This window comes from Acidovorax sp. JG5 (assembly GCF_017939685.1).
Classification (GTDB): Bacteria; Pseudomonadota; Gammaproteobacteria; order Burkholderiales; family Burkholderiaceae_C; genus Acidovorax.
On record NZ_JAGKSE010000013.1, the window covers coordinates 27,107 to 50,133 of the forward strand.

Here is a 23,027-nt window from a genome sequence, read left to right on the forward strand (position 1 = left end):
AATCGGTCACTGCGCCACAGCGGATTCAATTTCATCAAGCGTGGTGTGCCGCACGTCCTTGCCCTTGACGAGATAAATAACGAGTTCGGCCACGTTCTTCGAATGATCGCCAATGCGCTCGATAGCCTTGGCCAGGAACAGCAGGTCCAGGCTGGCAGAGATGGTGCGGGGGTCTTCCACCATATAGGTGATGAGCTTGCGCACAAAGCCGTCGAACTCCTTGTCGATGAGGTCATCCTCCTTGAGGATGGCCACCGCCGCCTTGACGTCCAGGCGCGCAAAGGCATCAAGCGCCTTGCGCAGCATGCCCGATGCCAGCTCGGTCGCCACGCGCAGATCGCTCGTCGGCAGTGAACGGGAGGAACCGCTTTCGATGATCGACTTCACCATGCGCGCCATCTTGTTGGCTTCATCCCCCATGCGCTCCAGATTGGCAGTCGCCTTGGAAATGGACAACAGCAGGCGCAGGTCGCGGGCCGTGGGCTGGCGTCGGCCAATGATGGACGCGAGTTCGTGGTCGATCTCGACTTCCATGGCATTCACACGCTGCTCCATCAAGCCCACCTGTTCAACCGCTTCAAGGCTGAACTGAGACAGGGCGAAAATTGCCTGGCGAATTTGCGATTCCACCAGGCCGCCCAACTCCATGACGCGGGCAGAAACGCCGTTGAGTTCGCTGTCGAACTGCGATGAAAGGTGTTTGTCAGCCATCAAAAATGTCTCCTCAGCCGAAACGGCCGGTAATGTAGTCTTCGGTTTCCTTGCGCTGGGGCTTGAAGAACATCTGTTCTGTTTCCCCGAATTCCACCAGGTCACCCAAATACATGTAGGCGGTGTAGTCGCTGCAACGCGCGGCCTGCTGCATGTTGTGCGTGACGATGACCACGGTGTAATCTTCCTTCAGCTCCGCAATCAGTTCTTCGATCTTGGCGGTAGAGATCGGGTCGAGGGCCGAGCACGGTTCGTCGAGCAGCAACACCTCGGGCTTGATGGCGATACCACGCGCAATGCACAGACGCTGCTGCTGCCCACCCGACAAGCTTGCACCACTCTGGTTGAGCTTGTCCTTGACCTCGTTCCACAGCGCTGCCTTGCGCAAGGCCCACTCCACGCGGTCATCCATATCCGTGGCACTGAGACTTTCAAACAGCTTCACACCAAAGGCAACGTTGTCATAGATGGACATGGGGAACGGCGTAGGCTTCTGAAACACCATGCCGATCTTGGCCCGAACCAGCGCCACATCCTGCTTTGTCGTCAGCAGATTCTCGCCATCGAGCACGATCTGCCCTTCCGCCCGCTGCTCGGGATACAGCTCGAACATGCGGTTGAAGGTGCGCAACAGGGTGGATTTTCCGCAACCCGAGGGGCCGATGAAGGCTGTCACCTTGTTCTGGGGAATATCCAGATTGATGCCCTTGAGGGCATGAAACTTGCCGTAATAGAAGTTCAGGTCACGGACCGTGATCTTGGACGGTCCTGCTGGCGAATTCTTGAGAGTGGAGGGCATGAAAGTCTTCCTTGCTTATTTCTGCCGGGTCAGAACCCGTGCGAGGATGTTGAGTCCGAGAACGGCCACGGTGATCAGGAATACTCCCGCCCAGGCCAGTTGCTGCCAGTTTTCATAGGGGCTCATGGCAAATTTGAAAATCGTGACGGGCAGGCTGGCCATGGGCTTGGACAAGTCCGAGTTCCAGAACTGATTGTTCAGGGCAGTGAACAGCAATGGCGCAGTTTCACCCGCAATACGCGCCACCGCCAGCAAAATCCCCGTAATCACACCAGCCCGCGCCGCCCGCAGGGTGATCATGGTGATCACGCGCCACTTGGGCGTGCCCAGGGCATAGGCCGCCTCGCGCAGGCTGGCGGGGACCAAAATCAGCATGTTTTCGGTGGTGCGGATAACCACCGGTATCACAATCAGCGCAAGGGCAAGAATGCCGGCGTAGGCCGAAAAGCTCTTGAAGCGCGCCACCACGACGGCATAAACAAAAAGGCCAATCACAATGCTGGGCGCCGACAGCAGAATGTCGTTCACGAAGCGCGTGGTGGATGCCAGCCAGCTACGCACGTCATACTCGGCCAGGTAAACCCCGGCCATGATGCCGATGGGAGTTCCCACAAACGTGGCCAGTACCACCATCACCAGTGAGCCGAAGATGGCGTTGGAGATGCCACCCGCATCATTGGGCGGCGGCGTCATTTCTGTGAACAGGGTCAGGCTCAGCCCTCCCACGCCCAGGCGCACGGTCTCCCACAAGATCCACACCAGCCAAAACAGGCCAAACACCATGGCAGCCAGCGACAGCGTCAAGGCGATCTGGTTAACCCGCTTGCGACTGTTGTAGCGGGCCTGTCGGGCCTGCACGGCATCCGCTGCCGAGATGAGACGTTGCGAGGTGGTCATGTGCGGGCTCCTTCATTCTTTTGAAGGCGTGACAGCAAAATCTTGGACAAGCTCAGCACCACGAAGGTGATAAAGAAAAGCACCAGCCCCAGATAGATCAGGGACGCCTGGTGAAGACCTTCGCCGGCTTCCGCAAACTCATTGGCCAGGGCCGAAGTGATGCTGTTGGCGGCCTCGAACATCGACAGGGAATCGAGCTGATTCATATTGCCGATAACGAATGTCACCGCCATGGTTTCGCCCAGCGCACGCCCCAGGCCCAGCATGATGCCGCCGAGCACGCCCGTCTTGGTATAGGGCAGCACAACCTTCCACATTACCTCCCAGGTCGTCGAACCCAGACCGTAGGCCGACTCCTTGAGCAGCGCCGGCGTAACGTCGAAAACATCACGCATCACGGACGCGATGAACGGAATGATCATGATGGCCAGAATGATGCCCGCAGACAAAATACCGATGCCTACAGGGGGGCCCGAGACAAATGCGCCCAGGTACGGAACACCGGCGAACAGCGCCTGCAGGGGTTGCTGCACAAAACGAGCAAGAATGGGGCCAAACACCATCAAACCCCACATGCCATACACGATCGATGGCACGGCTGCCAGCAATTCAATGGCAGTTCCCAGTGGCCGCTTCAGCCAGGCGGGCGACAGCTCGGTGAGGAACAAGGCAATGCCAAAGCTCACGGGCACAGCAATCAGCAACGCAATGAACGAGGTGGCCAGCGTGCCATAAATCATGACCAGGCCGCCGTACTCGTCTTGAACGGGGTCCCAGACACTGCTGGTGAGAAAACCCAGACCGTACTGGGAAATAGAGGGCCAAGCCCCCACCACCAGCGAAGCCAGGATACCGAACAGCAACAGCAGGGTAAGGATGGCAGCGCCACGCGCCAGCCATCCAAAAATTCGGTCTGCCAACATGCCCGATATCAACGAATTTTTGGGTGGAGGTGTGGTCCGTTGAGTGCCAGAGGCTGCCTCGGAAGGCGGGCTCTGACGGACCGGCATCGTAGTGGACACGTTGGTAGCCTTGAAAAGTGAAATCAAAAAGGCCGGCACGGTGCCGGCCCGAGGGATTGATTACTTGAACGACACAGCCTTACCGGAAGTGTCCTTGATGTCAGCCCAGGATTTCAGGATGTTGGCCTTGACGATGTCAGGCATGGGCACGTAATCCAGGTCCGAAGCCGTCTTGTCACCCGACTTGAAAGTCCAGTCAAAGAACTTCAGCGCCGTGGCGGCATCTGCGGGCTTTTCTTGAACCTTGTGCATCAGGATGAAAGTAGGGTTGGTAATGGGCCAGGTGGCATCACCAGGCTGGTTCGTCAAAATCAGGTAGAAGTTTTTGGGCCAGACAGCGCCAGCAGCCGCAGCCTTGAAACCAACATCGTCCGGGGTCGCAAACTTGCCCGCCGCGTTTTGCATCAGCGTGTACGTCATCTTGTTTTGCTTGACATAGGCGTACTCGACATAACCAATGGAGTTGGGCAGGCGACCCACAAAGGCGGCCACGCCTTCGTTGCCCTTGCCACCGGCACCCACGGGCCAGTTCACAGCCGTACCCTCACCTACCTTGGTTTTCCATTCAGGATTGACCTTGCTGAGGTAATTGGTAAACACAAAGGTGGTGCCTGAACCGTCAGCGCGACGCACTGGCGCAATGGCGGCATCCGGCAGTGGCACCGAAGGATTCAGCGCCTTGATGGCCGGATCGCTCCAGTTGGTGATCTTGCCCAGATAGATATCACCCAGCACCTGGCCGGTCAGCTTGATCTGGCCCGGGGCGATACCCTTAATATTGACCACTGGCACCACACCACCAATGACGGTAGGAAACTGCACCAAGCCCTTCTTTTCAAGGTCCTCGCCCTTCAGAGGCATGTCGGAGGCACCAAACGCCACGGTCTTGGCATCGATCTGGCGCAGACCAGCACCCGAGCCCACCGACTGGTAGTTGACCTTCACACCAGTGGCCTTGTTGTAATCAGAAGCCCACTTGGAATACAGCGGCGCCGGAAACGTGGCGCCGGCGCCCGTAACCTCTTGCTGTGCCATGGCGCCAGAAAACGCTCCAACCGAAGCCACACCAGCCACCAAAACTCGAATCACGGACATTTTCATGAAGATACCTTTAGGGTTGAAGGAGTTGGGATGTCGCGACTGTAGGTTTCAAATATGACAGTGCCGTGACTTTTATCCACAATTGTCACACGCCCATTCCCCCAACTTACCCAAGCAGAGGCTAAATCAAATTGTCACATCCATGTCACGACCGCTCCGTAGTCTGCTACTACCGACATGCGTCGGCCATTTACTTCCAGGAGAATTTCATGTTTCGCCGTTATGCACTTCAATCTGCACTCGCCCTGGTGGCAGTGAGCACCCTGGGCGCCTGCGCCACCAACGCCTCTGCACCCCAGACCTTGGCGGATACGGTCGCCAAGACGGCGTCGCTGAAGACCTTCAACGCCCTGGTCGCAGAAGCCGGCATGACGGAAACACTCAAGGCGGCAGGCCCTTACACCGTGTTTGCTCCCTCTGACGCAGCCTTCAAGGCGGTGCCTGCGAAGACCATGGACGCACTCAAGGCAGACAAGGCGCTGCTCAAGTCTGTGATCAGCTATCACATCGTGCCATCGCGCGTGGCATCCAAAGACGTGAAGCCAGGCAAGGTCAAGACCCTGCAGGGCGCCGACATTGCGTTGGCACGCGCCGGCACCTTCGTGACCGTGGAGGAAGCCATGGTAGAGCAAGCGGACATCGCCGCCAGCAATGGTGTTATCCACATGGTGGACACCGTGATGATGCCGCCCAAGAAAAAATAACCCTTCTCAGCGCATTAAATAGCCATGCATCTTCCCCATTGCCCAGCGGTTTCGCTGAATCGCCGCCACTGGATTCGCTGGACCGCTGCTGCAAGTGCCGCGATGGCAGGCGAAGTCATGGCCCAGCCACTGCCAGCCAGTACCCCTCGCAATTCCGACGGGGACCGCCCGCTGGTGGTGGCCCAGGTGGTTGACTTGACTTTTGGACAGCAAGACATCAGCCGCGACTTTCTGGTCGGGTCCAGAACTGCCTGGCAGGACCTGAACAAGCGCGGCGGGGTGCGTGGCCGCACGGTGCAACATGTCACCATCGAAACCGATGGCACGCCCGCAGGCCTGAAGGCCGCATGGCAAGCAGTCCACGGGCAATCCGGGTGCGTGGCGCTGTCTGGCTGCGTGGGCAATGGCGCTGCCGCCGGACTGGTGGCCCTGCAGTCTGCGGCGCGGTCTGCGTCGCCCCTGGCAATGGTGGCCCCTTGGTTGCACAACGCGGTAACCGACAGCGAGGCCGAGACAGTTTTCGAAGTATTCCCGGACCACCAGATCCAGATAGCGCATGCCATCAAAACACATGCCTCGTTAGGGGTGAAGCAGATTGGCGTGGTCTTCGCTACCGCGCAGATTCAGCAGCAATCGCAAGCCTATGTCCTTCAGGTAGCAAAAAGCCTGGGCCTGCAAGCCCAGATACTGCCGCTTCCGGGCACACAGGGACCCGCCGCGACGCAGCTCACCAATCCAACCCAGACCATTATTTTGTTTGTAGGGGGAACACCGGAGCTGCATGCATTTGCCAGCAAGCTGGTGGCCCCGCCAGGTCGACAATGTTTTGTCGTGGCGCTGGCCGACGTGAATCTGCAGGTGCTCGCCCAGATGGGTGGTACGCCCAAGGGCACGTCCATCATTGCCACCCAGGCGGTGCCGCTGGTCACGTCCAGCCTGCCCGTGGTGCGCGCTTACCGTGATGCGCTGGTCCGATTGTTTGACGAAGCCCCCTCGCCGCAGGGTCTGGCCGGGTTCATTGCAGCGCGCTACACCGCCGAGATACTTGGCGGCATTTCAGGCCCGATCACGCGCGCCAGTGTGCTCACGGCATTGCAACGGCGTGCCAACGTGAATGTCGGCGGTTATGTGGTTGCCTACCAGGGGAAAAAGCGGTCCAACGCTTATGTGACGCAAAGCATGCTAACCCAGGACGGTCGCATCATCGGCTGACCCCCACCTGGACACGGTACTGCGGGTGCTATGCTTCCATATTGGAGATCGAGCGCATCACGCGCAGAAACATGCACAACGGAACATTGCTCGCAGCTGTAGATCTGGGATCTAACAGCTTTCGCCTTGAAATTGGCCGCTTCGAGCACGGCCACATCCAGCGGATGGAATATCTCAAGGAAACCGTGCGCCTAGGCAATGGCCTTGACGACGAATTCAATCTGACGCGCGAAGCCATGCAGCGCGGCTGGGATTGTCTGGCGCGCTTTGGTGAACGCTTGGCGGGCTTTGAGCGCGCCCAGGTGCGTGCCGTGGCAACCCAGACCCTTCGCGAGGCCCGCAACCGGGACGAATTTCTGACGCGCGGTGGTGAAATTCTGGGCTATCCCATCGATGTGGTTTCAGGCCCTGAAGAAGCCCGGCTGATCTACCAGGGGGTTGCGCGCCTACTGCCTCAGTCGGACGAACGCCGGCTGGTGGTGGACATTGGTGGTCGCTCTACCGAATTCATCCTTGGGCAGCAATTCAGGCCCCACACCGTGGCGTCTTTCAGGGTAGGCAGCGTGGCCTGGTCCACACGCTACTTTGCCGACGGCCAGTTCACGCGGCAGGCATTCATGGCTGCAGAAATCGCTGCCAAGGCAGTGCTGGACGAGGCGCTTGGCACATTCCGGCCCGACACCTGGGATATTGCCTATGGATCTTCAGGCACCGCTGGTGCGGTTGGCGACATCCTCGCTGCTGCAGGCGGCCCCGAGGGTCTCATCACAGCGGAGGGACTGAACTGGCTGCAGGACCGCCTGCTGCGCTCACACCATGCAGACCGCGTTCGACTGGAAGGACTCAAGGAAGACCGGCGGGCCGTGATTGGCGGTGGCATCAGTGTGTTGCGGGCGGTTTTCGATCTGCTCGAAATTGGGCAGATGCATGTCGCCCAGGGCGCGCTGCGTCAGGGCGCTCTCTACGACCTGCTTGACCGCGAGCAGCCCGAGACCGACTTAAGAACCACCACGGTGAATGGCCTCATGCAGCGCTTCTCGGTGGACACCGCCCAAGCCGAGCGGGTTGCGCGTGTTGCATCTGCCCTCTTCACCCAGGCTGCCCCCCTGAACAGCGAGCGTGCCGCACGCAAGCTCGAATGGGCAGCACGCCTACATGAGATTGGCGGCATCATTTCGCACAGCGAATACCACCGCCATGGCGCCTACATCCTGGACCACACCGATGCCGCAGGGTTTGCCGTGTCCGAACTGCACAGGCTCGGCGCCCTGGTGCTGGGACAGCGAGGCAAAGTCCGCAAGCTGGAAATTGAACTGATCAATGACTCGGTCTTTTCCCTGCAGTTGCTGAGTCTGCGCGTGGCGGTTGCGCTCTGCCATGCCCGGCGCGACCCGGACGTAGAGGGCCTGTCTTTGCATGCAGTGGGCACGCGCCACACGATCAGCACCCGGGCGGGATGGGCTGCTGCCTACCCGCAATCGGCCTACCTGCTGCGCGAAGAGGTAGTGGCCTGGCAAAAAACGCCGTGGGAACTGGAACTCAATCTGGGATGACTTGCCGCAATAAACGGTATAAACTGTTTATACCGTTTATTTATTCATTTATCACATGACCACGTCTACTCCATCTCCAAGCACCACTCCAATCCCGACTCCGATCCCCACGCCAGCTCCCGCTCAACCGGCAGCCAAGACCGTCGCCGCGGGCACAGCTCCCGTGGCAGTTGCTTCCAAGGTTAAAAAGCCAGCAGTAACCGAAACCAAGCCGGTTGCCAAAGCACCCGCCAAGCCTGTCAAACGTGCCGCAGTCACGACCACGGCAAAGGCAAAACCCGCTGCTCCTGCACCGGCGCTGCCAGCCAAGGAGGCTCGTGGCAAAAAGCCCAAACTGGTTCGCGACAGTTTCACCATTCCCAAAGACGAGTATTCAGTCATCGAGACGCTCAAGAAGCGCGCTGACTCGCTCGCCCAACCTGCCAAGAAAAGCGAGTTGCTGCGCGCCGGCCTGAAGGTGCTGGCAGGACTCTCGGATGCCGCTCTGCGCACCGCCCTGCAGGCAGTTCCGTCCATCAAGACGGGGCGCCCCACCAAGGCAGAAGTCCCTGCAACCAAGACTGCTGCCAAGGCCACGCGCAAGTAATCTGGAGGTCGCCAATCAGGGCCGAAATGGCCCTGTGATTGCGGCGGGTCAGAGGAATTCGGGGGACTGCACCGTCATGAGCACGGTCTGGCAATGGTCCAGCCGCTGGCGCTGGCGAAGCCACCAGACGGCGCCTTTGCGCACGGCGCATTCAGACGCCTGCAATCCCATCAGCTGCGCTATCGTCTGGCCAAGCACAGGCTGGTGGCCAACGATCAGCACGGCCCCACGGGCGCGCGGCCATTGGGCCAGTTCCAGCAAATCCTCCACGGTGCCGCCCGGCAGCAGTTCGGCACGCATCTTGAACTTGCGGCCCAATGCTTTGGCTGTCTGCTCCGTTCGCCGAGCCGGACTGGCAAGCACCCGCAACCCTTCTGGCAGTTGCCTGTCCAGCCATGCGGCCATGCGTGCCGCCTGTTTTTCACCCCGTGGGGTGAGCGGACGGGCCGTATCGTCCATGCCATCAGCCGCCTCCTCGGCTTCCGCATGACGCCAGAGGATGAGATCCATCATGCCGTTCCCTGATCGGGTCGCGCTGCGGGCGCTACGGTGCTGTAGCGCACCATCAGCGCATTCTGGGCGCCCTTGCCGGTGACGGGGTTGCGCGCGTGCTCATAGGTTCCATCCGCCTTGAGCGTCCACGCGTCCTTATCGTCGTAAAGATAAGCCACCAGGCACTCATCCACGATCTGCTGACGCAAAACGGGGTCTGTGACAGGCCAGGCGAGTTCCACCCGACGCATCATGTTGCGGTTCATCCAGTCGGCGCTGGACAGGTACAAGTCCTCCTGGCCGCCTGAACGGAAATAGAACACCCGCGTGTGCTCCAGGAATCGGCCGATCACCGAACGCACCCGGATGTTGTCGGTGACACCGGGCAACTGGGCCGGCAACATGCAGGCGCCCCGCACAATGAGATCAATCCGAGCCCCCTGCTGCCCTGCAAGTATCAGCGCACGGATCAATGCTTCGTCCGTGAGGGCATTCATCTTGGCAACAATGCGCGCATTTTCTCCGCGACTGGCGGCCAGACCCACCTGTTCAATTTTTTCCACCATGCGGCGTTGCAGGTGAAATGGCGCCAGCAGCAACCTGCGCAATCTGGGGGGGCGGTTCTGGCTGGCCAGATGGTTGAACACCCCGTCCATGTCTGCGGTGGTTTCCTCATCCGCAGTGAGATAGCTCAGATCGGTGTACAGGCGCGCCGTGCGCATGTTGTAGTTGCCCGTGGACAAATGCCCATAGCGACGAAGCTGACGCCCCTCGCGCCGGGTAACCAGCAGCATCTTGGCATGTGTCTTGAGCCCCACCACGCCGTAAACCACCTGGGCACCGATGGATTCAAGCGCCTCGGCCCAGTTGATGTTGGCTTCCTCATCAAAGCGCGCCTTGAGCTCCACCACGGCCATGACCTCTTTGCCGCGGCGCACAGCCTCGGTCAATAGATCCATGAGTTCAGAGTCTGAACCGGTGCGGTAAATGGTCTGCTTGATCACCAGAACCTGAGGGTCATTGACCGCTTCACGCAGAAAGGCCAACAAACCGTCAAAACTCTCGAACGGCTGGTGCATCACAATGTCGCCGTGGCGCAACTGCTCCAGTATGGAAACACCGGGCTGCATCTGCCGTGGCCAGACGGAACGCCAGGTTGGAAACAGCAGCGCGGGGTCGTTGACCAGATCCACCAACTGCGTCAGGCGCACCAGATTCACAGGCCCACTGACACGATAGAGGGCCGCGCCTGGCAATTCAAACTGCTCCAGCAAAAAATCCGAAAGAAACGCAGAACAACCGGAAGACACCTCCAGCCGCACGGCCTGGCCATAGTGGCGGTGCTGCAGGCCCTGGCGCAGGGCTGTTCTCAGGTTGCGGACATCTTCTTCGTCCAGTGCAAGATCGGAGTGGCGGGTTACGCGAAACTGCGAAAACTCGGTGACCTCCCGCCCAGGAAAAAGGTCGTGCAGATGCGCCCGCACGATGCTGGAGAGGCTGACGAACAAAGCCTCCTTGGGCGCAACCTTGGCCGGCATGCGGACCAGTCGCGGCAAGGCGCGAGGAACCTTGACGATGGCAATTTCGTTTTCTCGGCCAAACGCATCTCGGCCCTTGAGCCGCACGATGAAATTCAACGATTTGTTGGCAACCTGCGGAAATGGATGGGCAGGATCCAGCCCCACGGGAATGAGCAGCGGTCGCACCTCGCGCATGAAATAGTCATGAACCCAGCGCTTTTGCACCTCCGACCGATCACCATGCGCAACAATGCGAATACCGTGTGCCGCAAAAGCCGGCACCAGCGAGTCGTTGTACAGCGCGTATTGCCGCTCTACAAGATCATGCGCCTGGGCGGACAGGGCTTCGAAGGATGCTTCGGTGTAAAGGCCCTTGGTCTCACCGTTTTTGGCAGCGGTAATGTGCGGAGCAGCCCTCACCTCAAAGAACTCGTCCAGGTTGGAAGAGACGATGCAGAGATAACGCAAGCGCTCAAGCAGTGGCACATCGGTCCGGACAGCCCAGTCAAAGACACGCTCATTGAACGCCAGAATGCTGTGGTCCCTGTCCAGGAGCTCTACGTCAGATGGTGCACCTGTCTGCGCTGTGGGCTGACTGTCTGGCATTGCTGCTGCGCTGGCATTGGCCACCACGACAGGCAGGTTGGCTTGCTGAGGGGCTACGGCAGCTTCATGGGACTGTGGAGACATGGGCGCGCAATTACAGCCTGAACAAGACCGCCTCGATTAAAAAAATGACAAAAACCGTAGCAAATTATATGACTGGCACCAGACGTGCCAGATCGCCCGACCGGACGGGCACGAGATGCTGAACAAAGACTTTTGTCGCTTTGTTCCAAGTGAAGTCCAGCGCGCGGCGGCGGGCTTCGTGGCGTGGCACAGCCAACGCTGCCTGGCATGCCGAGGGCAGATCGGCGTGCAAAACACCACCCCTGGCACCCTGCGGCTCAGCCGCCCCGAGGACCTCCAGAGGGCCATCCACGGGATACGCCGCAACCGGGGTTCCGCAGGACATGGCCTCCAGCATGACCAGCCCAAAGGTCTCCGATCGGCTGGGAAACACAAACACATTCGCAGCGGCATACAGTTCCGCAAGGGATTGCCGATCCAGCAGCCCCATCCAGCGCACCTCCGGGTAACGCTCCTTCAACCGCTGCTCCAGCGGGCCCACACCACACACAATCTTGGTGCCGGGCATCTTTATCTGCAGAAAGGACTCAATGTTCTTTTCGTACGAAATTCGCCCCACATACAGGCTCACCGGATGCGCCAGTGCACCAAGCAAACGGCTGGGCAAAGCCTGCCCCTGGAACGGGAACGCCTGTGTATCCACACCATGGGTCCACTGGCGCAAATTGCGAAATCCACGGCGCTCCAGCATCTGAAGGACACCATGCGTAGGCACCATGATTCCAGAGGATGGACTGTGAAAGTGCCGGAACAACGCATAACCCCATGCCAGCGGGATGCGCAATGCGGCGTTCAGTATTTCAGGAAATTTCGTGTGAAATGCCGTGGTGAAAGCCAGCTTGTGGCGCAGACAGTAGCCGCGGGCGGCCCAGCCAAGGGGTCCCTCCGTGGCGAGATGGATAGCATCCGGCTGGATGGCGTCCATGGCACGGCCCAAGGGAACTGCCGGGCGCATGGCAAGATCGATGCCCGCATAACCCGGACAAGGGCGGGTTCGAAATTGACCAGGATGAATGACATGAACTTCATGCCCCAGCTCCTGCAGTTGCTGCACCAACTCTACGAGTGTCGTCACCACCCCATTCACCTGCGGATGCCATGCATCCGTCACCAGCGCAATCTTCATGCTGTCACTTCCGAAACAGGGGCCGCAGACGGGGCCTCGCGCCGGACAGGCCATTGCAACAGTTCCAATCGACCATCCAGATGCTCGACCAACGCAGTACGGCTCTCAACCCAGTCACCATCGTTGCAATACAAAATGCCGTCGATCTCCCGCATTTCGGCGCGATGGATATGTCCGCAGACCACGCCCTGGTGACCACGCCGGCGTGCCTCCGCCGCAACGGCCACCTCGAAATCCGTCACGTAGTTGAGGGCCTTTTTGACTTTGCCTTTGAGGTAAGCAGACAAGGACCAATACGGCAAGCCCATACGTGCACGCAAGGAATTGAGGTACCTATTAAGCTTGAGAGTGAACTCGTAAAGGTTATCCCCCAGATAGGCCAGCCACTTGGCACACTGGATGACACCATCAAAGTAATCACCATGGGTCACCCAAAGCTGTCGACCATCGGCCGTCAGGTGCACCGCTTCTTCAACCACCTCGATGCCGCCAAACGAATGCCCCACGAACCCACGGGCGAATTCGTCGTGGTTACCCGGCACAAACACCACGCGGCACCCCTTGCGGGCGCTGCGCAACAATTTTTGCACGACATCGTTATGCGCTTGTGGCCAGAACCATCTGCGACGCAGCTGCCACCCGTCCACGATATCCCCCACGAGGTAAAGTGTTTCGCAAGGGTGGTGCTTCAAGAAATCCAGCAGTGCCGCAGCCTGGCAGCCCGGTGTTCCGAGGTGCAGATCGGAAATGAACACTGCCCGACAACGATACGGCTCGGACACATGCAAATCACCTGCATTACTGGCGATATCCGCCGCCCCCGGGGCATTACCCCAGGGCCCCAAGGCGTCGAACGCCGCACGCATCAGGCCCCCAGAAAGTGCTTGCGGTAGCGGGAGGGCAGGTCTGCAATGCGCATCAGCATCGGGAGATCGGCGGTATTGAAATCCGGATCCCAGGCCGGCGCCCCCAGAACCCGAGCACCTAGGCGCAAGTAGCCCTTGATCAGGGCGGGCGGCTCGATCAACAAGGATCCGTCGAGCTGCTCTACCGGCAATGGCAATCGGGGTCGTACATGAAAATCAATGGGCGCCATATGGGTCTGGCGCAATTGCTCCCAAATGCTGGCCGCGGCATCGCCACTCACCACGCCGTTGTGCAGCATCGGAATGCTGGCGCAGCCAATCATGGTGTCGAGCTGATTGCGGACCATGAAATCTGCCAGAGCCCCCCACAGCGCCAGGATGACCCCCCCATGGCGGTGATCCGGATGCACGCAACTGCGGCCCAGCTCGACCATACGGGGCCGCAAACTGCGCAACCGGGTCAGATCAAATTCGTTATCGCTGTAGGTGCCCCCTACCCGCTTGGCTTGCGCTGGGGTGAGCACCCGATAGGTGCCGATCACTTGTTGACTTGGTACATCACGCACCAGGAGATGCTCACAATAGTCGTCAAACAGATCGACATCATGGCCGGGTATGGTCGTTGACAGTCGCGCACCCATCTCGGCTGCAAAGACATCGAATCGCAACCGCTGTGCCTGACGCACTTCATCAAGATGGCGCGCCCAACCCACTTGAACATTGCCCTGCACCTGCATCTGTGCCAACGGTGCAACGCCGCTGCCCTCGCCTTCTGTGCGCCCATGCGCCCGGGCAGGGAGTGAAGCGGATAACAGCGGCAGATTGGACAACTCATTCATGGGACGACTCCTAGCGGCGGGAAGGTGCTTTCTCCGGAAATCGCTACCCGTTGACAGGCATCGCTTCCTTCCCAGGCAGTGTGGAAGCCTCCCGTGACAGTGCCATGTCTCTGTCATGTCGAATTCATGACGCACTGCACGAGTGATCAAGAGCTGCGCCTCATTCTTTTTGCCGACAAGGCCGCGTGGAAGTCCAGTAGGTCTTTCGCCGCTCAGGGATGGCCTGCATAACCCTCGCGAGTCGGTGGTAGTGCGGATCGGGATGGGCCACAAGGCGTCTTTTTGCGGCCAATGGCTCGGCTATTGGCAAGAAAAGCACCGCAGTGGACCGCCCAAGGCCGCGCTATCACAGACCGCAGGGAGTTATGCAGGCCATCCTTAGATGACGCAGCAGTGCACAGCGACGCGTCGCGCGCCTTTCAGACGATCTACATCTACCTGCGATGAAGGACAAACGCGAGATGTTCATGATCTCGCCTCCAGAGGCGACTACTTCCCTCCGAGAAATCGCCTCCAGGCTTTCCCGCCATCCCGAGCAGCAAAGGCTCAGCCTGCGCGCGCCGCATCGGCCAACCGCTGTGCGCAGGCACTGGCCATTTGCGCATCCCGCGCCTCCACCGTCACCCGCAGCAAAGGCTCCGTGCCGCTGGCACGGATCAGGACGCGCCCTGTGGAACCGAGCTCCTGTTCAACGGCTCGGGTCGTTTGTGTCAGCAGCTTGTTGGATTTCCAGTCCTGCCCCGGCGGGAGGCGGACATTGAGCAGCACCTGCGGGTAGAGCACAACGTCTGCCAGCAGTTGTGCCATGGTTTGTCCACTGCGCACGCACGCCTGCAGCACCTGCAAGGCACTGACGATCCCGTCACCCGTCGTGTGGCGGTCCAGCGCCAGCAAATGCCCCGAACCCTCGCCCCCCAGCACCCAGTGGTGGCGCGCCAGTTCCTCCAACACGTAGCGGTCGCCCACGCGTGCCCGCACCAGCTTCACGCCGCGTGCCTGCAGTGCGACCTCGACCGCCATATTGGTCATCAGGGTCCCCACAACGCCAGGCACATGTTCATCGCGTCCCATGCGGTCGGCCGCCATGAGGTACAGCAACTCGTCACCGTTGTAGAGGCGCCCTGAGGCATCCACCATCTGCAGGCGGTCGGCATCGCCATCCAGCGCAATGCCATAGTCGGCATGGTTGGCGCGCACCGCCCTGACCAGTGCGTCGGGATGCGTGGCGCCGACCTCATGGTTGATATTGAGACCGTCGGGTGCACACCCAATGGCCAGCACCTCGGCGCCGAGTTCATGGAACACCTTGGGCGCAACCTGGTATGCAGCGCCATGGGCTGCATCCACAACGATCTTGACACCGCGCAAAGACAGTGCGTGAGGGACCGTGCTCTTGCAAAACTCGATGTAGCGGCCCGCTGCATCGTCGAGTCGGCGGGCCTTGCCCAGCGTGGCGGAATCAGCCCACGTCGGGGGCTCATCCAGCGCCGCTTCAACCGCCAGCTCCCAGGCATCTGGCAGCTTGGTGCCCTGTGCGCTGAAGAATTTGATGCCATTGTCCGGATACGCGTTGTGGCTGGCACTGATGACCACCCCCAGGCTGGCGCGCTGCGCCCGTGTCAGGTAAGCCACGCCGGGTGTGGGCAACGGGCCCAGCAGCACCACATCCACACCTGCCGAGTTAAAGCCCGACTCCAGCGCGCTTTCCAGCATGTAGCCCGAAATACGCGTGTCCTTGCCGATCAGCACCGTGGGACGCTCTTCGGTCTGCTTCAGTACGCGACCGACAGCATGCGCCAGGCGCAACACAAAGTCAGGGGTGATGGGTGCATGTCCGACGGTGCCGCGAATGCCGTCGGTACCAAAGTATTTCTGAGTCATGAAAATCGGCTTTTCGCTGTTGTGTTGTGCGGATTCGAGTCTAGCGCACGCCACAGCGGCTGCCTTGCGGGACCTGCAACAGCAACAGAAAGCCCCGCGATGCCGTTGCTGGCGCCACGGGCGCTCGAACAAAGGCTATGCAGCCCCCGCCCGACCCGACTCCATGGCGCGCCAGACCGCGAGGGCCTGTACCGTTTCACGGACGTCATGCACGCGCACAATGCGCGCACCTCGCTCCACGGCAAGCAGGGCAGCGGCCACACTGGGCTGCAGCCGCTGCTCCACATCCAGCCCCGTGACGGCGCCCAGCGATGACTTGCGCGACCAGCCTGCCAACACGGGATAGCCCAGCGCCAGCAGTTCGCGCTGGCGCGCCAGCAGGGCAAAGTTCTGCGCCACGGTTTTGCCAAAGCCAATGCCCGGGTCCAAAACAATTCGAGCCTTTTCGACCCCTAGCGCTTGCAGGGATTGCGCTGATAGCTCTAGAAACGATAGCACTTGCGGCAATACATCGCCCGCCATGGGCGCTACCTGCATGGTCTGCGGGTCGCCGTGCATGTGCATCAGGCACACACCGCAGCGCGGGTGCCGCTCCACCACCTGCACCGCACCGGGCTGACGCAAGGCCCATATATCGTTGACGATGTCGGCCCCCAGGTCGAGCACGGCCTGCATGACCTCGGGCTTGTAGGTATCCACGGAAATCGGCACGCCCAGGCCCACAGCACCGCGCACCAGGGGCAGCACGCGGGCCAGCTCCTCTTCCAGGCCCACGGCCGGGCTGCCGGGGCGGGTGGATTCGCCGCCGATGTCGAGAATGTCAGCACCGTCTTTCAGAAGCTGCTCGCAGTGGCGCAGCGCACCTGCGGTCGAGCCGTGTCGCCCCCCATCGGAGAAAGAGTCCGGCGTCACGTTGACAATGCCCATGACCTGCGGTCGTGCCAGGTCGATGGTGAAGCGGGTGGTTTGCCAGAGCATGGGCCTCCAGGAAAAAAAAGGGGGAAAAACGAAAACGGGGCTGCAGCCCCGTTTTGGTGGTGAACGCGCGCCGGCGTCAGGCGACGGTCGGGGCAGGCTCCGTGGCTACGGCCGGCGAGCCACCGCTGGGGCCATCGCCCGAGGACGGCGGCGTGCGCGGCGTCCAGTCTTTGGGCGGGCGCGGTGCCTTGCCGGCCATGATGTCGTCGAGTTGGTCGGTGTCGATGGTTTCCCATTCCAGCAATGCCTTGGCCATGGCGTGCATCTTGTCGCTGTTTTCTTCGATCAGGCGCCGTGCCAGGTTGTACTGCTCGTCAATAATGCGGCGCACTTCCATGTCCACCTTTTCCATGGTCTGCTCGCTCATGGTGGTGGTCTTGGTGACGGACCGCCCCAGGAACACTTCGCCTTCGTTCTCGGCATAGACCATGGGGCCCAGGGCATCGGTCATGCCATAGCGCGTAACCATGTCGCGGGCAATGTGCGTGGCGCGCTCAAAGTCGTTGCTGGCACCGGTGGTCATCTGGTTCATGAACACTTCTTCGGCGATGCGGCCACCAAACAGCATGCTGATCTGGTTGAGCATGTATTCACGGTCGTAGCTGTAGCGGTCCTGCGCGGGCAGGCTCATCGTCACGCCCAGGGCACGACCGCGGGGAATGATGGTGACCTTGTGCACCGGGTCGCACTTTGGCAGCAGCTTGCCGATCAGGGCGTGGCCCGACTCGTGGTAGGCCGTGTTGCGGCGCTCTTCCTCGGGCATGACCATGCTCTTGCGCTCGGGCCCCATCAGGATCTTGTCCTTGGCCTTCTCGAAGTCCTGCATCTCCACGGTGCGCGCGTTGCGGCGGGCAGCCATCAGGGCGGCTTCATTGCACAGGTTGGCCAGATCGGCACCGCTCATGCCGGGCGTGCCACGGGCGATGATGCCGGGGGCCACGTCCTGACCGATCGGGATCTTGCGCATGTGCACGTTCAGGATCTGCTCGCGGCCACGGATGTCGGGCAGCGTCACATAAACCTGGCGGTCAAAGCGGCCAGGGCGCAGCAGGGCGGCGTCCAGAATGTCGGGGCGGTTGGTGGCAGCCACCACGATCACACCCAGGTTGGTCTCGAAGCCATCCATCTCGACCAGCATCTGGTTGAGGGTTTGTTCACGCTCGTCGTTGCCACCGCCCAGGCCTGCGCCACGCTGGCGGCCCACGGCGTCGATTTCGTCGATGAAGATGATGCAGGGGGCGTTCTTCTTGGCGTTGTCGAACATGTCGCGCACGCGGGCCGCGCCCACGCCAACGAACATTTCCACAAAGTCGGAACCCGAAATGCTGAAGAACGGCACCTTGGCTTCGCCCGCGATCGACTTGGCCAGCAAGGTCTTGCCGGTGCCAGGAGGGCCGACCAGCAGCAGGCCGCGCGGAATGCGGCCGCCGAGCTTCTGAAACTTCTGCGGGTCTTTCAGGAAATCCACGACTTCCTTGACTTCTTCCTTGGCTTCATCGCAGCCAGCCACATCGGCGAAAGTGACCTGGTTGGTGTTTTCATCCAACATGCGCGCCTTGCTCTTGCCGAAGCTGAAGGCGCCACCCTTGCCGCCACCCTGCATCTGGCGCATGAAATACACCCACACGCCAATCAACAGCAGCATGGGACCCCAGCTGACCAGCAGGGTCATGAGCAAAGAGCCTTCTTCGCGGGGCTTGACGTCGAACTTGACGTTGTTGTTGATCAGATCGCCCACGAGCCCACGGTCGAGGTAGGTGGCGGTGGTGCGGATCTTGCGGTCATCGTTGGTGACCGCAACGATCTCGGTACCGCCCTGGCCTTCCTGGATGGTGGCGCTCTTGATGCGATTGCTTCGGACTTCCTCCAGGAACTCCGAATAGCCAACATGGCCAGCACTGGCGCCGGTGCGGGTGTCGAACTGTTTGAACACAGTGAACAGCACCATGGCGATGACGAGCCACACGGCAATTTTTGAAAACCACTGATTGTTCAAGCGGGACTCCAGTCGCGGGAAAAAACGGTCACAAAGCCGTCATGGCTTATGTGTGGACCATTTTAGGTGTTTCAAGCCTTGGGGGGCGGCTTATTCCCCCTCCCAGCCATGGGATCAGCACGGACTTTTGCGCCAGATTGTGCAGATCATGGCCCAAAGCCATGCCTTTCAGGCAGTTTTCTTGAGACCCATGCCCACCAGAAAAGTTTCGGAGGACTTGTCGCGCGATGCCTTGGGCTTGAGCGGTTTCACGGTTTTGAAGCGGCTCTTGAACAGTGCCACCAGCTCGCCATAGCCGCTGCCATGGAACAGCTTGACCACCAGCGCGCCCTCGGGCTTGAGGTGCTGGCAGGCAAAGTCCACGGCCAGTTCCACCAGATGCGCAATGCGCGCCGTATCGGCCGACTCGATGCCCGACAGGTTCGGCGCCATGTCGGACACCACCACATCCACCGCCCGGCCCTGCAACGCATCTTCCAGTTGCTGCAACACCTCGGGCTCCCGGAAATCGCCCAGCAGGAAGGTCACGCCCTCGATCGGCTCCATCGGCAAGATGTCCAGCGCAATGATGCAGCCATTGAGCTGCCCGGCCGCCGCGCCCGTGGGCGACAGGCGCCGGCGCACATACTGGCTCCAGGCGCCGGGGGTGGAACCCAGATCCACCACCGTATGGCCCGGCTTGATCAGCCCCAGCTGCTCGTCGATTTCCTTGAGTTTGTAGGCCGCGCGCGCCCGGTAGCCCTCTTTGTGGGCCAGTTTGACGTAGGTGTCATTGACATGGTCGTTCAACCAGGCCTTGTTGACCTTCTTGCTTTGGGTTTTAACTTTCATTGATTTTTCATCCTGCCTCGATAATACGGCCATGTCCCAAATTCAACTGACTCCCGCAGAGCGCCGGGAACACCGCGCCAATGCCCACCACCTCGACCCCGTGGTCCTCGTGGGTGGAGATGGCCTGACCCCCGCCGTGCAAAAAGAAATTGATGCCGCCCTGAACGCCCACGGGCTGATCAAGGTGCGCATCTTCAACGACGACCGCACCGCCCGCGAACTGATGTACCAGCAGCTCGCCGCAGACCTGAACGCCGCGCCCATCCAGCACATCGGCAAACTGCTGGTGCTCTGGCGCCCCCAGCCCGTCAAGGAACGCACACCGGACGAAGACCGCATGCCCGGCCCGCGCGATGTCAAGGTGCTCAAATACAGCAAGCGCGGCGGCCAGCGGCCTGAAATCAAGCAGCTGCGCGTGCTGGGCAACCAGCGCCTCACGCCCGGCGGGCAGATCAAGCGCGCGAAAAAGCCCAAGCTGAAGTCGATCAAGAAAAGCCAGTCCAACTGACACGATGCAAAGCACCCCGGCATCGGCGCCTCAACGCCACATCCTCTGCATGAAGTGGGGCACGAAATATGGCCCCGAATATGTCAACCGTCTCTACGCGATGGTGCGGCGCCACCTGCGTGGCGACTTTCGCTTCATCTGCCTGACCGACCGCAGCGATGGCATCCGCCCCGAGGTGGAATGCCAGCCCATTCCCCCGCTCAACCTTCAGCTGGCCCCCGGGCAGCGCGATGGCGCCTGGAAGAAACTGACCACGTTCGAGGTCGATCTGCACGGCCTGCGCGGCACGGCACTGTTTCTGGACCTGGATGTGGTGGTCGTGGGCAGCCTGGATGCTTTTTTTGAGCAACCGGGCGAGTTCCTGATCATTCATGACTACCCCAGAATGTGGCGCTTTGGCCAGCGCATCACGGGCAACTCCTCGGTGTACCGGTTTGAACTGGGCGCGCATGCCGATGTGCTTGCGCACTTTCGCTCCCACATGGACGAGGTGCAACGCCAGTTCCGCAACGAGCAGGCTTTCCTCTCCGACTTTTTGCACCGCCAGGGCAAACTGAGCTACTGGCCAGCAGACTGGTGCCCGAGCTTCAAGTACCACGGCATTCCCGCCTGGCCCACCAATTACTGGACCGAACCCGGCATTCCGGACGGTGCGCGCATCGTGATCTTCCACGGTGAATGCAATCCGCCCGACGCATTGGCCGGGCTGCGCAATCGACGCTTTCGTTACATTCGCCCGGCCCGCTGGATCGGGCAGCATTGGCGCGAATAAAGCCGCGCACCGACAGGCGACAGGCCCACATCCCAGGATGGAGGGCCCGTCGGAACCAGGCGCAGGCCTAGAGTTGCTGCGCAGCGCCGTAAGAAACGCCCTGCAACGGCCGCCCCACGATCCGCGTCAGGATGGACAGGGGACTGGACGCAGGGTCGTATTCCTGACCGGGCGCCAGGTGCAGCGTCTGCTCCATCATGTACTGACCCGACATCACCGCGTGCGAGGCCTGATCCGAGAAGCACACCCAGCTTGAGCCAGCGGGAAACTCCACGGGTTCCTGCTCACACCGAGATTGGTATTGCAGATCGCCCTTCATGCCGTCGTGCAGTTGCAGCATCAGATGATCGTATTCGCTGCGCAAGGACTTGGTCACATGCAGCAGGTGCAACGCCTTGGCCTGCCAGCGCGAATAGGCCTTGGCGCGCGGCAAAAAGGTGCGGGCCACCTGCTCGAACGGCTCACCGACCCGCCAGACACGCGGCTGGCCCTCGGGGTTGAGGTTGGTGAAGACCCGAAGGATCCGCTCACCATAATTGGGCCGCGACGGAAAGGCGTCAACATGCAAACGCCGGTCATCCGCGCGCCAGGATTGGGCGCGCGTCTCTACTTTGGCGGGGCGGTAACTGGTAGGCGCCATGCGCAGGTGCGGCAGGTATCCGGGTAGCAGACCAGCGATCAAGGCGTTGGCGTCCTCCCGAAAACGCGCAATCGCCTGGGTCAGCAGCGCTTGCGTTGGCGCATCTCCGGCAGCCCCCTTGAGGCGACCGGTGGCATCCAGGCTAATGTTTCGCGACCTCTCGTCACGGATATCGGGGCGCAGCAGCGATGACTCACCGGGTTGCAGCGCGAACTTCAAATGCGGAAAGAAAAGAACCTTGCCGGCTTCCAGGGCAGCAACCCACTCGGGACGCCCTTGAACACTGCGCCAATCCGACGCATCGATCGAGACTATCTGAGATTCCACGGTGTACCCCCACAACATGCAGACACCCGGCCTAGGCCGACGGGTGCACGCGAGAAAATTTCCACAACAGGCTTGCGGCCAGCAGCCACTGCAGCCCGTAAAGCCCGGTACCCACCGCGTGCCACCAACGCAAATTGTCACGCGCCACGATCCGGGGCGCCACGACAAACTCGGCCAGCAGAGCACACAGCATGGCTGCTATCACCAGTGCCATGAGAGAGGCCGACCAATCCAGCCGCTCATCCACCCAGCGCGAGCGCGAGTACATCAGCAGCAGCAGGCCGCAGCACAGACCGATCCAGGTCTGCGCCGTGAACAAGCGTGCCGCCATGTTGCCTGCCAGAGCCGGGGTTGGCAAATGAGCGAACAGCAGGGGAACCACCACGAAGCCGATGGTCGTCAGGCTCCCCCACCACAGCGCGGACAGCCAGACAGGCAGGCGTTTCATCGTCACAGCCCCATCACAAATAGCGGACCGCCACGACTTCGTAGCGGCGCACACCGCCCGGTGCCTGCACTTCCGCCGTGTCGCCCTCTTCCTTGCCAATCAAGGCGCGGGCAATCGGGCTGGAGATATTGATCAGGCCGTGCTTCAGATCGGCCTCGTCCTCGCCCACGATCTGGTATTTCACCGTGTCGCCAGACTCTTCGTCTTCGAGCTCGACCGTGGCCCCAAAGACCACCTTACCGCCGCCGTCCACGCCACTCGGATCAATGACCTGCGCCACCGAGAGCTTGCCTTCGATTTCCTGGATGCGGCCCTCGATGAACCCCTGGCGGTCCTTGGCTGCGTCGTAGTCGGCGTTTTCGCTCAGATCACCCTGCGCGCGCGCCTCGGCAATCGCCGTGATCACAGCAGGCCGTTCTATGGTCTTGAGGCGATGCAACTCCGCCTTGAGCATTTCAGCGCCGCGCTTGGTAATGGGAATGGTGGCCATGGTGTTGAAACTCCATCAATCAAAACGGTGGGGGTACG

General features: G+C 60.8%; 23 protein-coding genes. 6 read left to right on the forward strand and 17 right to left on the reverse strand.

Annotated elements, in window-relative coordinates; all coding sequences use genetic code 11:
• Nucleotides 1-6: 6 nt before the first annotated feature.
• From phoU to pstS, 5 genes are all read right to left on the reverse strand, one after another.
• Nucleotides 7-711 (reverse strand): phosphate signaling complex protein PhoU, encoded by a 705-nt coding sequence (phoU, locus tag J8G26_RS13450; protein ID WP_087744882.1) that lies wholly within the window; start codon nucleotides 709-711, stop codon nucleotides 7-9.
• A 13-nt stretch (nucleotides 712-724) separates the two neighbouring features.
• Nucleotides 725-1,510, reverse strand: coding sequence for a phosphate ABC transporter ATP-binding protein PstB (pstB, locus tag J8G26_RS13455; protein ID WP_210569500.1), 786 nt, complete (start codon nucleotides 1,508-1,510; stop codon nucleotides 725-727).
• 15 nt (nucleotides 1,511-1,525) lie between these two features.
• On the reverse strand, nucleotides 1,526-2,407 hold the full coding sequence (pstA, locus tag J8G26_RS13460; protein ID WP_210569502.1) for a phosphate ABC transporter permease PstA: 882 nt from the start codon (nucleotides 2,405-2,407) through the stop codon (nucleotides 1,526-1,528).
• Complete coding sequence (gene pstC / locus J8G26_RS13465; protein WP_210569565.1) at nucleotides 2,404-3,417, reverse strand: phosphate ABC transporter permease PstC; 1,014 nt, start codon at nucleotides 3,415-3,417, stop codon at nucleotides 2,404-2,406. Before pstC ends, pstA begins: the two co-directional genes overlap by 4 nt.
• 72 nt (nucleotides 3,418-3,489) lie before the next feature.
• Complete coding sequence (pstS, locus tag J8G26_RS13470) at nucleotides 3,490-4,530, reverse strand: phosphate ABC transporter substrate-binding protein PstS (protein WP_210569504.1); 1,041 nt, start codon at nucleotides 4,528-4,530, stop codon at nucleotides 3,490-3,492.
• A gap of 209 nt (nucleotides 4,531-4,739) precedes the next feature.
• Between pstS and J8G26_RS13475 the strand changes: the two genes are divergently transcribed.
• The 4 genes from J8G26_RS13475 (at nucleotide 4,740) to J8G26_RS19395 (ending at nucleotide 8,585) form a co-directional block, all read left to right on the forward strand.
• Nucleotides 4,740-5,234 (forward strand): fasciclin domain-containing protein, encoded by a 495-nt coding sequence (locus tag J8G26_RS13475; RefSeq protein WP_210569505.1) that lies wholly within the window; start codon nucleotides 4,740-4,742, stop codon nucleotides 5,232-5,234.
• 117 nt (nucleotides 5,235-5,351) lie between these two features.
• The gene (locus J8G26_RS13480; protein WP_246881397.1) at nucleotides 5,352-6,446 is read left to right on the forward strand and encodes an ABC transporter substrate-binding protein; all 1,095 of its coding nucleotides are present in this window, start codon (nucleotides 5,352-5,354) and stop codon (nucleotides 6,444-6,446) included.
• 71 nt (nucleotides 6,447-6,517) lie between these two features.
• A complete protein-coding gene (locus J8G26_RS13485; protein WP_210569509.1) occupies nucleotides 6,518-7,999 on the forward strand; it encodes a Ppx/GppA phosphatase family protein in 1,482 nt (493 codons plus the stop codon).
• Between the two features lie 163 nt (nucleotides 8,000-8,162).
• Nucleotides 8,163-8,585 (forward strand): hypothetical protein, encoded by a 423-nt coding sequence (locus J8G26_RS19395; RefSeq protein WP_349238323.1) that lies wholly within the window; start codon nucleotides 8,163-8,165, stop codon nucleotides 8,583-8,585.
• A gap of 48 nt (nucleotides 8,586-8,633) precedes the next feature.
• Here the strand turns inward: J8G26_RS19395 and sixA are convergent, their stop codons facing one another.
• The 9 genes from sixA to J8G26_RS13535 form a co-directional block, all read right to left on the reverse strand.
• Nucleotides 8,634-9,098: a phosphohistidine phosphatase SixA gene (sixA, locus tag J8G26_RS13495; protein ID WP_210569511.1), complete on the reverse strand. Its 465-nt coding sequence runs from the start codon at nucleotides 9,096-9,098 to the stop codon at nucleotides 8,634-8,636.
• A complete protein-coding gene (gene ppk1, locus J8G26_RS13500; RefSeq protein WP_210569570.1) occupies nucleotides 9,095-11,203 on the reverse strand; it encodes a polyphosphate kinase 1 in 2,109 nt (702 codons plus the stop codon). Before ppk1 ends, sixA begins: the two co-directional genes overlap by 4 nt.
• Nucleotides 11,204-11,351: 148 nt before the next feature.
• Nucleotides 11,352-12,413, reverse strand: a complete 1,062-nt coding sequence (locus tag J8G26_RS13505; protein WP_210569513.1) for a glycosyltransferase family 1 protein — start codon at nucleotides 12,411-12,413, stop codon at nucleotides 11,352-11,354.
• Nucleotides 12,410-13,279 carry a UDP-2,3-diacylglucosamine diphosphatase gene (locus tag J8G26_RS13510; protein ID WP_210569515.1) on the reverse strand — a complete coding sequence of 290 codons (870 nt, stop codon included), beginning with the start codon at nucleotides 13,277-13,279 and terminating at the stop codon, nucleotides 12,410-12,412. Before J8G26_RS13510 ends, J8G26_RS13505 begins: the two co-directional genes overlap by 4 nt.
• Nucleotides 13,279-14,118, reverse strand: a complete 840-nt coding sequence (locus J8G26_RS13515) for a GNAT family N-acyltransferase (protein WP_210569517.1) — start codon at nucleotides 14,116-14,118, stop codon at nucleotides 13,279-13,281. The genes J8G26_RS13510 and J8G26_RS13515 overlap by 1 nt, the downstream gene beginning before the upstream one ends.
• 546 nt (nucleotides 14,119-14,664) lie before the next feature.
• Nucleotides 14,665-15,999: a phosphoglucosamine mutase gene (gene glmM / locus J8G26_RS13520; protein WP_210569519.1), complete on the reverse strand. Its 1,335-nt coding sequence runs from the start codon at nucleotides 15,997-15,999 to the stop codon at nucleotides 14,665-14,667.
• A 135-nt stretch (nucleotides 16,000-16,134) separates the two neighbouring features.
• On the reverse strand, nucleotides 16,135-16,977 hold the full coding sequence (folP, locus tag J8G26_RS13525; RefSeq protein ID WP_210569521.1) for a dihydropteroate synthase: 843 nt from the start codon (nucleotides 16,975-16,977) through the stop codon (nucleotides 16,135-16,137).
• Nucleotides 16,978-17,053: 76 nt separating this feature from the next.
• Complete coding sequence (ftsH, locus tag J8G26_RS13530; RefSeq protein ID WP_086912816.1) at nucleotides 17,054-18,973, reverse strand: ATP-dependent zinc metalloprotease FtsH; 1,920 nt, start codon at nucleotides 18,971-18,973, stop codon at nucleotides 17,054-17,056.
• 168 nt (nucleotides 18,974-19,141) lie between these two features.
• Nucleotides 19,142-19,804 (reverse strand): RlmE family RNA methyltransferase, encoded by a 663-nt coding sequence (locus tag J8G26_RS13535; protein WP_087744848.1) that lies wholly within the window; start codon nucleotides 19,802-19,804, stop codon nucleotides 19,142-19,144.
• 31 nt (nucleotides 19,805-19,835) lie between these two features.
• Here J8G26_RS13535 and J8G26_RS13540 point away from each other — a divergent pair, with 31 nt between their 5' ends.
• Nucleotides 19,836-20,312: a YhbY family RNA-binding protein gene (locus J8G26_RS13540; protein WP_087744844.1), complete on the forward strand. Its 477-nt coding sequence runs from the start codon at nucleotides 19,836-19,838 to the stop codon at nucleotides 20,310-20,312.
• A 49-nt stretch (nucleotides 20,313-20,361) separates the two neighbouring features.
• Complete coding sequence (locus tag J8G26_RS13545; RefSeq protein ID WP_232476497.1) at nucleotides 20,362-21,084, forward strand: glycosyltransferase; 723 nt, start codon at nucleotides 20,362-20,364, stop codon at nucleotides 21,082-21,084.
• Nucleotides 21,085-21,151: 67 nt separating this feature from the next.
• Here the strand turns inward: J8G26_RS13545 and J8G26_RS13550 are convergent, their stop codons facing one another.
• The 3 genes from J8G26_RS13550 to greA are packed head-to-tail and all read right to left on the reverse strand — an operon-like array spanning nucleotide 21,152 to nucleotide 22,989.
• On the reverse strand, nucleotides 21,152-22,051 hold the full coding sequence (locus tag J8G26_RS13550) for a Kdo hydroxylase family protein (protein WP_087748216.1): 900 nt from the start codon (nucleotides 22,049-22,051) through the stop codon (nucleotides 21,152-21,154).
• Between the two features lie 31 nt (nucleotides 22,052-22,082).
• Entirely contained in the window at nucleotides 22,083-22,499 is a 417-nt protein-coding gene (locus J8G26_RS13555) for a DUF4149 domain-containing protein (protein ID WP_087744839.1), read from the reverse strand.
• A 13-nt stretch (nucleotides 22,500-22,512) separates the two neighbouring features.
• Nucleotides 22,513-22,989: a transcription elongation factor GreA gene (greA, locus tag J8G26_RS13560; protein WP_087744835.1), complete on the reverse strand. Its 477-nt coding sequence runs from the start codon at nucleotides 22,987-22,989 to the stop codon at nucleotides 22,513-22,515.
• Between the last annotated feature and the right edge of the window lie 38 nt (nucleotides 22,990-23,027).

Coding starts and splice junctions, on each gene's coding strand:
- pstB (WP_210569500.1), bottom strand. CDS start 1,510: ATGCCCTCCACTCTCAAGAATTCGCCAGCAGGACCGTCCAAGATCACG.
- ppk1 (WP_210569570.1), bottom strand. CDS start 11,203: ATGCCAGACAGTCAGCCCACAGCGCAGACAGGTGCACCATCTGACGTA.
- sixA (WP_210569511.1), bottom strand. CDS start 9,098: ATGATGGATCTCATCCTCTGGCGTCATGCGGAAGCCGAGGAGGCGGCT.
- J8G26_RS13485 (WP_210569509.1), top strand. CDS start 6,518: ATGCACAACGGAACATTGCTCGCAGCTGTAGATCTGGGATCTAACAGC.
- pstC (WP_210569565.1), bottom strand. CDS start 3,417: ATGCCGGTCCGTCAGAGCCCGCCTTCCGAGGCAGCCTCTGGCACTCAA.
- glmM (WP_210569519.1), bottom strand. CDS start 15,999: ATGACTCAGAAATACTTTGGTACCGACGGCATTCGCGGCACCGTCGGA.
- phoU (WP_087744882.1), bottom strand. CDS start 711: ATGGCTGACAAACACCTTTCATCGCAGTTCGACAGCGAACTCAACGGC.
- J8G26_RS13545 (WP_232476497.1), top strand. CDS start 20,362: ATGAAGTGGGGCACGAAATATGGCCCCGAATATGTCAACCGTCTCTAC.
- J8G26_RS13510 (WP_210569515.1), bottom strand. CDS start 13,279: ATGCGTGCGGCGTTCGACGCCTTGGGGCCCTGGGGTAATGCCCCGGGG.
- greA (WP_087744835.1), bottom strand. CDS start 22,989: ATGGCCACCATTCCCATTACCAAGCGCGGCGCTGAAATGCTCAAGGCG.
- J8G26_RS13475 (WP_210569505.1), top strand. CDS start 4,740: ATGTTTCGCCGTTATGCACTTCAATCTGCACTCGCCCTGGTGGCAGTG.
- J8G26_RS13535 (WP_087744848.1), bottom strand. CDS start 19,804: ATGAAAGTTAAAACCCAAAGCAAGAAGGTCAACAAGGCCTGGTTGAAC.
- J8G26_RS13515 (WP_210569517.1), bottom strand. CDS start 14,118: ATGAATGAGTTGTCCAATCTGCCGCTGTTATCCGCTTCACTCCCTGCC.
- pstA (WP_210569502.1), bottom strand. CDS start 2,407: ATGACCACCTCGCAACGTCTCATCTCGGCAGCGGATGCCGTGCAGGCC.
- pstS (WP_210569504.1), bottom strand. CDS start 4,530: ATGAAAATGTCCGTGATTCGAGTTTTGGTGGCTGGTGTGGCTTCGGTT.
- J8G26_RS13480 (WP_246881397.1), top strand. CDS start 5,352: ATGGCCCAGCCACTGCCAGCCAGTACCCCTCGCAATTCCGACGGGGAC.
- J8G26_RS13505 (WP_210569513.1), bottom strand. CDS start 12,413: ATGAAGATTGCGCTGGTGACGGATGCATGGCATCCGCAGGTGAATGGG.
- folP (WP_210569521.1), bottom strand. CDS start 16,977: ATGCTCTGGCAAACCACCCGCTTCACCATCGACCTGGCACGACCGCAG.
- J8G26_RS13540 (WP_087744844.1), top strand. CDS start 19,836: ATGTCCCAAATTCAACTGACTCCCGCAGAGCGCCGGGAACACCGCGCC.
- J8G26_RS13555 (WP_087744839.1), bottom strand. CDS start 22,499: ATGAAACGCCTGCCTGTCTGGCTGTCCGCGCTGTGGTGGGGGAGCCTG.